This is a genomic window from Paenibacillus sp. PAMC 26794 (assembly GCF_000316035.1).
Lineage (GTDB): Bacteria > Bacillota > Bacilli > Paenibacillales > Paenibacillaceae > Paenibacillus.
Window position 1 is genome coordinate 21,023 of the sequence record NZ_ANHX01000068.1, and the last position, 8,619, is coordinate 29,641.

Here is an 8,619-nt window from a genome sequence, read left to right on the forward strand (position 1 = left end):
CCAGCACAATGTGTAGAGCATGAACTGTTTTACTTTTTCATCAACCACTCATGGTCAGGGTCATTATGGAATTTCCAGGTCCGAGTTGGGCCAGCCATCACGTTCAGATAGTAGACCTCATACCCCGGAGGAGCACCTACCGGATGATATCCGTCCGGAACAAGCACCACTTCGCCATTCTTCACTGCAAGCGTCTCATCCACAGAGCGATCGTCCGTGTATATGCGCTGAATGGCAAACCCCTGTTCAGGCTGCACACGGAAATAATACGTTTCTTCCAGTAAAGATTCATCCGGGAGTGCGTCCCGATCATGCTTATGTGGCGGGTAACTAGACCAATGACCATCTGGCGTGAATACCTCAACAACGAGTAAACTGTCCGCTTCCTTTTGTTCCGGCAAAATGTTGTGAATCTGGCGTTCCAGATTACCATATCCTCGCGCCTCTACCCCTACATCTTCGGGTGCAATGAGACGAGCCTGGTATGTGCCTTTACCGGGTGCAACACATATAGCGATTTCCAGCTCGGTACGTGCTGTGATCTGCACTTGATCGGAAGTTGAGACGTAAACTGAATACGGCGGGATTTTCTCGAAAACACTCATTCTTTTTCCGATATTATCCCATGTGTGCTCCCGGGTACTTACATTGGCGAAACCGCTGAGGAGCACCACACAGAGTTCCTGATCACCGCTCTCACGGGTTAGTGTCTCCCCCTCCGCCAGCTTCGCTACCTGAAAGCCAACATATTCCCACCCCGCCGACTCCGGTGTTACGTTTATAAGTGTACCGTCTCCCTCCGGGTTGACCACGGGTTTCACAATACGTTCTGACATCTTGCCATCCACTCCTTTCTGTAGTCGTCCACAACAACCTGATACTTATAAAAAAACAAAAACTTGGACTATTCATGCCCTCTATTCAAAAAAGTGACTTTAATCATCCACCTATGGCGTTGCCGTTTGCGATTCCAGTGACACCCCAGGGACTTCACTCAGCTTCACAGGTCTTCCCCGCTCCATGGACATTTTTGCTGCCAGCGCAATTCGTTCTGCCTGTACTGCATCGTGACCATCTACGATAACTGGTGTATCATGAATGATTGCATCGATAAAGAGGGCTGTCTCCTGTACATACGCTTCATTGTAGCGTTCCAGGAAAAAGTGTAACGGTTTGTCGCGCATGAGCCCGGTCGCTGTACTGATCTCAGCTGTATTCGGATGATCATTCGCCGCTGCGGCGCTGCCCATCGAGCCAAATACTTCAACACGCTGATCGTATCCGTATACAGCCTGACGACTGTTATCAATAACACCAATCGCTCCATTAGCAAAAGTCATCGTAACAATTGCGGTATCCACATCGCCATGTTCTGCAAAGACCGGATTGATCAGCACGTTGCCCTGAGCGTACACTTCTTCCACTTCACTCCCGGACAGATACCGGGCCATGTCAAAATCGTGGATCATCATGTCCATGAAGATTCCGCCAGATACCCGGATATACTCGGCAGGCGGTGGACTCGGGTCGCGAGACGTAATTTTGATAATATGCGGATCACCAATCGTACCATCCTGCACATGCGCACGTATCCGTCTGAAGTTGTGATCGAAGCGGCGGTTAAAACCAATTTGCAGCTTCACACCAGCCTTCTGAACTGCTGCTACCGCCGCTTGGGTCTGTGCCAGATCCATGCTGACCGGCTTCTCGCAGAAGATATGTTTGCCCGCCTGGGCGGCCTGTTCGATCAGCGGCACATGTGTATCGGTTGAAGAACAGATCAGCACCGCGTCTACATTAGGCATCGAGATCAACTGGCTGCTATCCGTTGTTACAACAGGGATGCCGCGGTCGGAGGCCCAAGCCTCCAATTCAGGACCTGCAAACAAGTCACTGATTCCCACAATCTCAGCATGCGGGTTGCGCAGGAGATTGTCTGCATGAATTTTGCCGATCCGTCCAGCACCGATGATGCCAATTCTCACTTTGTCCTTGCCCATTCCGTTATCCTCCCTATGTGCGTCCATATGGGCTAGGCGTTCCCTTAGCCCGAGTGATGCTCTGGTGTTACCAGCGCGCCGTTACCATCTTTTTGCGAGTGTAGAATTCAACACCATCCGTGCCATTGGCGTGAAGATCACCGTAGAATGACTTCTTCCAGCCCGAAAACGGGAAAAATGCCATTGGCGCAGGTACGCCCAGGTTAATACCCAACATGCCCGCATCAATCGTTTCACGGAATTGACGCATACTCGCTCCGCTGCGGGTGAACAGACACGCCCCGTTGGCAAAATCAGAACGGTTCGCAAGCTCAACGGCTTCCTCCAGCGTAGACACTCTTGCCACCGAAAGTACTGGAGCAAATATCTCATCCTGCCAGATTTTCATATTGCTATCAACTTGGTCGAATACCGTTGGCCCTACAAAATAACCAGATTCACCTGTCGCCTGATCCTTACGTCCATCCCGGATCAATGCCGCGCCTTCCTGCTCTCCGGCTTCAATGTAACTGAGTGTACGCTCTTTATGTGGTCCACGGATGACAGGACCGAGGAACACGCCCTCATCCATACCGTTACCAATGGTAATGCGATCTGCTGCTTCCACCAGCTTTTGTACCAGTTCGTCAGCCACATCACCCACAGCCACAACAACCGCACATGCCATGCAACGCTCCCCTGCTGAACCAAAAGCTGCACTGGTAATCTCTTTCACGGTTAGATCGAGATCGGCGTCCGGCATAACGATGGAGTGGTTTTTGGCACCAGCCAGTGCCTGTACCCGTTTGCCATGTTTGGATGCAGTGGTGTAGACGTATTCAGCTACAGGTTGTGATCCGACAAAGGAGATCGCTTGAACATCCTTATGTTCAAGCAGACCGTTCACGACATCATGCGCACCGTGAACAATGTTGAGCACGCCGTCCGGAAGCCCTGCTTCCTTAAACAGCTCTGCCAGGCGGCCTGCCAGTAGCGGTGTGCGCTCGGACGGCTTCAGGACAAAGGTGTTACCACACGCAATAGCCAGCGGGAACATCCAGCACGGTACCATCATCGGGAAATTGAATGGGGTAATTCCCCCAATAACACCGATCGGGTAGCGGTACATGCCCGACTCCAGTCCTGTCGCGATGTCAGGCAGTTGTTTGCCCATCATCAGATTCGGGGCACCTGCCGCGAACTCGACGCATTCAATGCCACGCAATACCTCGCCGTACGCTTCGGCATAACTTTTACCGTTCTCCAGCGTCACCAGGCGAGCGAGTTCTTCCCAATGCTCTACCAGCAGCTGCTGGTAGCGGAACAGAATACGTGCACGGCGCGGAACCGGTGTGCTGCTCCAGGATTTGAACGCTTCTCGTGCTGTCTGAACCGCAAGATCCACGTCCGCTTGTTCGGACAGTGGCACATGTGCAATAACTTCTTCCGTGGCCGGATTCACAACCGGCTCCGTACGAGTTGCCACTGGGGTTACCCAGGCACCTCCGATCCAGTTTTGTACCATTGTCGCTGTTGCAGACGCTTCAGAAATTCCTTTTCCCATAGCCCTGTCTCCCTTCGCTTATGTGTGATCCCTTATGTTGAACTTATATCATTGATGTTGATCTGTATGAGTGTGTTATTCAAAGTATTGCAACGAGCTTCAGAGCGCGGTAATCTCGCCCCGATTGCAACGTTCGATGTAGTCATTTACCTGTTCGACCGTTGGCATGGCATCCGAACAGCTGTGGCTTGAAATGACGATACTTGCTGCGCCACTGCCATAAGCCATACTGCGCTCAATCGTCCAACCCTGCATCAATCCATACAGGAACCCGGCTGCGTAGGAGTCGCCTGCACCGAACGTTTTGACCACTTTTGCCGGATAGCTGTCAGCGCGGTGGGAAAGCCCTTCACGCGTATAAGCAATGGACCCTTCCTTGCCGTGTTTGATTACTACAATATTCGCTGAGAAATCAAACCATTTCTGTGCAGTCACCTGATCACTATGATCCGGATTGTGATCGAATGTCTCCATCATGTCGAACTCTTCACGTGTACCGAGGATGATATCGCATTTCTCGGCTGCAAGGTTGTAATAGACCGCTGTCTCTTCGTCCGATGTCCATGTGTATGGGCGATAGTCCAGATCAAACACAATAACTGTGCCATGTTTTTTCGCATACGTTAGTGCCTGTAATACAGCTTCACGAGATGGGCTCTGCGCCAGGGCTGTGCCTGAGATTAGCAGTACTTTGGAGTCAGCAATCAACTGCTCCTGCACCTCTTGCGCCTGTAATAACAGATCAGCTACATTGTCCCGGTACATCAGGATACTGCAATCGGTTGGGCTCTTAATTTCGGTAAAAGCAAGCCCCGTCACCGCTCCGGTGTCATCTGTAACTACATTCGATGTGTCGATGCCGTTCTTCTCCAAATAACTCTGGATGAATCTGCCCATCTGGTCACCTGCGATCTTACCGATAAAAGCCGTCTCCATACCCAGTCTGGACATGCCAATCGTAATATTGGCCGGAGAGCCGCCAACATACTTCGTGAACGTCATCGTCTCTTCCATCGGGCGATTGATCTCATTGGCGTTCAAGTCGATGCACAAGCGGCCAATCGCGGTGAAATCCTTCTTCCTGGATACCGGAAAGGATACGTAAGTCATTGCATGTGGGCCCCTTTCTGTAGTGGGATTTTACATGTTGTATATCGATATCTAGACTAGTTACTCATTCCATCGTGAGGACTCGTAAACGGCTAGAGTAAGTCAGTTTTATTTTCCAATCGTAACGTTATACTCTTGCTGGCCTTCTTCCTTTTTCACTTCATAGCTGTGGCCTCTGACCGCTGCAATGCTAAACGAATCAGCTGTGTTGGTATAACGACTCCATATAGTTCAAAGATCGCTTCGCATACTCATATGGGTTATGAATCGCAGGGTCCTGCTCTCCTTCAAGCATCGCCCAGCCATCGTACCCTCGTGTGATCAGTTCTTGCAGAATTGGTGCAAAATCAATGCATCCATCCCCTGGTACGGTGAACACGCCTTTACGAATGCAACCGACAAAGTCAGATTGCTCCGCTCGTGCTTCATCCAGCACATGAGGGCGGATATCTTTCAGATGGATATAGGCGATCCGATCATAATGTTTGCGTAGCAGTTCAAGTGGATCGGCTCCGCCATAATAGGCATGACCAGTATCATAGAGCAGATACACGAGAGAAGGGTCTGTCAGCTCCATCAGTCGATCAATCTCATCCGGTTGCTCTACCACTGTGCCTCCATGATGATGGTACGTAAGCTTCAACCCATGTTCGCGGGCAATAGCTCCTGCTTCGTTCAACCCTTCAGCGAGGATATGCCATTCAGATTCGTTGAGTCTGAGTACTTCTTTTTCATTCGGAGTTCGTCTTGGATCAAAATGAAGTGACCCGCCTACCTCCGCCGTACTGATCACCTTACTGCCCATGGATTGCAGAAATTCCGCATGTCTGCGATAACTGTCCAGCTCGGACTGACGATACGCCGGGTCGGAGAAAAGTACCGATTTCCACTGGGAGACCAGCTTGATATTTCTTTTACTCAATTCCTCACGCAATATAGCAGGATCGGTTGGATACTTACGTCCCATCTCTGTACCTGTCAGCCCGAGACGCTGAATGTCATCCAGAATCTGTGCACACGTTGTCGCATCACCATGCTCCTTCACATCTTCACCGACCCAATTGATCGGATGAATCCCAAGCTGGAATGGCAGCTTGCTCATTGCTCCACGTCTCCTTTGTCGTTCAACATTGTGGTTCAGTATATTAAACCGGATTAAATCGGTCTTGCTTTGGCACGGTTGGCTTGCATAGTGTGATGAGCATGAACTACCTTTTCTTCGGCAGATACCTCAGGTACACCCACATTCCACCATGACTCGTATCCACCTGCGTTGGTTCCAGGCACGACCGGAATCTCAATCAACGTACTCACCGTTTCATTCTTCGCATCTCGGAGTGCTTGTTCCAGCTGTTCTGCTGTCTCCGCTCTATAGGATTTGGCTCCCATGCTTCGGGCATGTGCAGCAAAGTCCATTGGCATGTAATCCCCGGTCAGTCGTCCACTCTCGGATTCCCGATAACGGAACTCATTGCCGAACCCGTCACTACCATGTTCCCGCTGTAAATTATGAATACATTGGAATCCATTGTTGTTGAATAATAAAATAGTCATCTTCTTCTGTTCCTGCAAACTGGTCACAAACTCCGAATGCAGCATCAGATAACTGCCATCACCGACCATCGCGTACACTTCACGATCCGGCTCGGCAAGTGCTGCTCCAAACGCTCCACTTACCTCGTACCCCATACAGGAGAACCCATACTCCATGTGGTATGTCTTTGGTTCAGCCGCACGCCACAGACGATGTAGGTCACCCGGCAGACTGCCTGCCGCACACACTATGACGGAGGATGGATCAATGGTCCGGTTAACGATGCCAACTGCTGTAGTCTGTGCCAGCCCTGCTTCATGTTGAGCTGCATACAGCCGATCCACTTCTGCATTCCACTCAGCGCGGAGATCAGCAACTTCGGATGCGCCATATGCACTTCGGTATTGTGTTTGCTGCAATTCCTTCTGCAGAGCCTGCAATCCTTCGCGTGCATCTGCCAAAATGGCTTCCCCGCCTAACTTGGCAGCATCCATGCCATTCAGGTTAATGTTAATGAATGAAGCTTCCGGATGTTGAAAAGCAGAGCGGGACGCCGTCGTAAAATCGGAGAAACGAGTACCGACGCCGATCACAACGTCTGCTTCTCTCGCCAGCCTATTGGCTGCCAGAGAGCCGGTAACCCCGATGGCCCCCACATTCAGTGGGTGGTCCCAAGAGATTGCGCTCTTGCCCGCCTGCGTTTCGGCGATCGGAATACCAAATGCTTCGGCGAATTCCACGAGCTGGGCGGATGCCTCAGAGTACAACACACCGCCGCCTGCAACGAGCAGCGGCTTTCTGCCCCGGGCAATCTGCTCCGTTGCCCGTTCAATGGCTGCCTGTACCGGGGGGCGACGATCCAGATAATGTACTTTGCGGGCAAAGAACGATTCTGGATAATCGTACGCCTCTGCCTGCACATCCTGCGGCAGTGCGAGCGTTACTGCTCCCGTCTCTGCTGGATCGGTTAGCACACGCATGGCCTGTGTAACAGCAATCATCAACTGTTCGGGACGAACAATACGATCCCAGTACTTGCTGACGGCTTTGAATGGATCAGTGGCTGAGATTGTATAATCACTGCTCACTTCCAACTGTTGCAGTACCGGGTCCGGTTCCCGTGTAGCAAAGTTATCTCCAGGGAGCAATAAAACCGGAATCCGGTTCACCGTTGCGGTAGCCGCTGCTGTAATCATATTCAAAGCACCAGGTCCAATGGATGTTGTACACGCATAGATCTGTCTACGGTTCTTCTGCTTGGCATAGGCAGCTGCCGTATGCACCATACCTTGTTCGTTCTTGCCTTGCATATACGTCAGGCTTCCCGGACTGCGCTCCAGCGCTTCTCCAATGCCTGTTACGTTGCCATGTCCAAAAATGCCAATGATTCCCTTCACAAACTTGGTTTCCACCCCGTCAACCGAGATATATTGCTGATCCAGGTATCGAAGCAGTGCCTGAGCCATCGTCAGTCGTATTGTTTTCATGAATTGATCGCCGTCCTTTCCTTTACGGGTTAAGCGCTTAATCTACGTTAAGTTTAAGCGCCTTACCCCTAAAGGTTAAGCGCTTAATTGATATGGTATTACAGGTTAATGATTTACGCAAGTTATTTTTGTAAGCGTTTTTATAAAATGTGGTAAAGAAAAGATATTCTTGTGTTCGAACATGTGTTAGACCTTCTCTATTTGAACACTTCCACACTTACTAAGAACAGACTTAAAAAAGGGGGAAATATATCGTGAGGATGGAATACATGTTGGTACATGCTAATCAGCCATATAATCCGTTGATCTTCGTATACAATCATAATCAATATGCCTGAGAATGCAAAAAAAAGAAAGAGACGGTGAATACCATCTCTTTCTTATCAATATTTAAGCGGGTGATGGGAATCGAACCCACGCTATTAGCTTGGAAGGCTAAAGTTCTACCATTGAACTACACCCGCATAACAACAATCGGGATGACACGATTTGAACATGCGACCCCCTGGTCCCAAACCAGGTGCTCTACCAAGCTGAGCTACATCCCGTTATCTATACCGGCGAGAGGACTCGAACCTCCACGGTTTCCCACTCGATTTTGAGTCGAGCGCGTCTGCCATTCCGCCACGCCGGCAAAATATGAAGTTATAATGGCGCGCCCTGAGAGATTCGAACTCCCGGCCTTTTGATTCGTAGTCAAACGCTCTATCCAGCTGAGCTAAGGGCGCAAATATTGGAGCGGAAGACGGGAATCGAACCCGCGACCCTCGCCTTGGCAAGGCGATGCTCTACCGCTGAGCCACTTCCGCAAATAAGGGATGCGCGTGGAGGGACTTGAACCCCCACGTCAAAGACGCTAGATCCTAAGTCTAGTGCGTCTGCCAATTCCGCCACACGCGCATATAATGGTGAGTCATGAAGGGCTCGAACCTTCGACACCCTGAT

General features: G+C 50.6%; 6 protein-coding genes and 6 tRNA genes. All 12 read right to left on the reverse strand.

Going from position 1 to position 8,619, the window contains the following annotated elements; genetic code table 11:
* Positions 1 to 29: 29 nt before the first annotated feature.
* The 12 genes from iolB to D829_RS0122310 all read right to left on the reverse strand — a co-directional run bounded on the left by iolB (position 30) and on the right by D829_RS0122310 (position 8,574).
* Entirely contained in the window at positions 30 to 836 is an 807-nt protein-coding gene (gene iolB, locus D829_RS0122255) for a 5-deoxy-glucuronate isomerase (protein WP_017691138.1), read from the reverse strand.
* A gap of 111 nt (positions 837 to 947) precedes the next feature.
* On the reverse strand, positions 948 to 2,000 hold the full coding sequence (iolG, locus tag D829_RS0122260; protein ID WP_017691139.1) for an inositol 2-dehydrogenase: 1,053 nt from the start codon (positions 1,998 to 2,000) through the stop codon (positions 948 to 950).
* Positions 2,001 to 2,067: 67 nt separating this feature from the next.
* Positions 2,068 to 3,543: a CoA-acylating methylmalonate-semialdehyde dehydrogenase gene (locus tag D829_RS0122265; protein WP_017691140.1), complete on the reverse strand. Its 1,476-nt coding sequence runs from the start codon at positions 3,541 to 3,543 to the stop codon at positions 2,068 to 2,070.
* Positions 3,544 to 3,642: 99 nt separating this feature from the next.
* Positions 3,643 to 4,653 (reverse strand): 5-dehydro-2-deoxygluconokinase, encoded by a 1,011-nt coding sequence (iolC, locus tag D829_RS0122270; RefSeq protein WP_017691141.1) that lies wholly within the window; start codon positions 4,651 to 4,653, stop codon positions 3,643 to 3,645.
* A 199-nt stretch (positions 4,654 to 4,852) separates the two neighbouring features.
* Complete coding sequence (gene iolE / locus D829_RS0122275; protein ID WP_017691142.1) at positions 4,853 to 5,755, reverse strand: myo-inosose-2 dehydratase; 903 nt, start codon at positions 5,753 to 5,755, stop codon at positions 4,853 to 4,855.
* A gap of 53 nt (positions 5,756 to 5,808) precedes the next feature.
* The gene (iolD, locus tag D829_RS0122280; RefSeq protein ID WP_017691143.1) at positions 5,809 to 7,674 is read right to left on the reverse strand and encodes a 3D-(3,5/4)-trihydroxycyclohexane-1,2-dione acylhydrolase (decyclizing); all 1,866 of its coding nucleotides are present in this window, start codon (positions 7,672 to 7,674) and stop codon (positions 5,809 to 5,811) included.
* 393 nt (positions 7,675 to 8,067) lie between these two features.
* Positions 8,068 to 8,138: transfer RNA gene (locus tag D829_RS0122285), tRNA-Gly, on the reverse strand.
* 10 nt (positions 8,139 to 8,148) lie between these two features.
* Positions 8,149 to 8,222, reverse strand: a tRNA-Pro gene (locus tag D829_RS0122290).
* 7 nt (positions 8,223 to 8,229) lie between these two features.
* A tRNA-Leu gene (locus D829_RS0122295) sits at positions 8,230 to 8,308 on the reverse strand.
* Between the two features lie 17 nt (positions 8,309 to 8,325).
* Positions 8,326 to 8,402: transfer RNA gene (locus D829_RS0122300), tRNA-Arg, on the reverse strand.
* A 6-nt stretch (positions 8,403 to 8,408) separates the two neighbouring features.
* Positions 8,409 to 8,483: transfer RNA gene (locus tag D829_RS0122305), tRNA-Gly, on the reverse strand.
* A gap of 10 nt (positions 8,484 to 8,493) precedes the next feature.
* Positions 8,494 to 8,574: transfer RNA gene (locus tag D829_RS0122310), tRNA-Leu, on the reverse strand.
* Positions 8,575 to 8,619 lie beyond the last annotated feature (45 nt).

Excerpts from the sequence above, each read along its gene's own strand:
- iolB (WP_017691138.1), bottom strand. The coding sequence starts at position 836 with ATGTCAGAACGTATTGTGAAACCCGTGGTCAACCCGGAGGGAGACGGT.
- iolG (WP_017691139.1), bottom strand. The coding sequence starts at position 2,000 with ATGGGCAAGGACAAAGTGAGAATTGGCATCATCGGTGCTGGACGGATC.
- D829_RS0122265 (WP_017691140.1), bottom strand. The coding sequence starts at position 3,543 with ATGGGAAAAGGAATTTCTGAAGCGTCTGCAACAGCGACAATGGTACAA.
- iolC (WP_017691141.1), bottom strand. The coding sequence starts at position 4,653 with ATGACTTACGTATCCTTTCCGGTATCCAGGAAGAAGGATTTCACCGCG.
- iolE (WP_017691142.1), bottom strand. The coding sequence starts at position 5,755 with ATGAGCAAGCTGCCATTCCAGCTTGGGATTCATCCGATCAATTGGGTC.
- iolD (WP_017691143.1), bottom strand. The coding sequence starts at position 7,674 with ATGAAAACAATACGACTGACGATGGCTCAGGCACTGCTTCGATACCTG.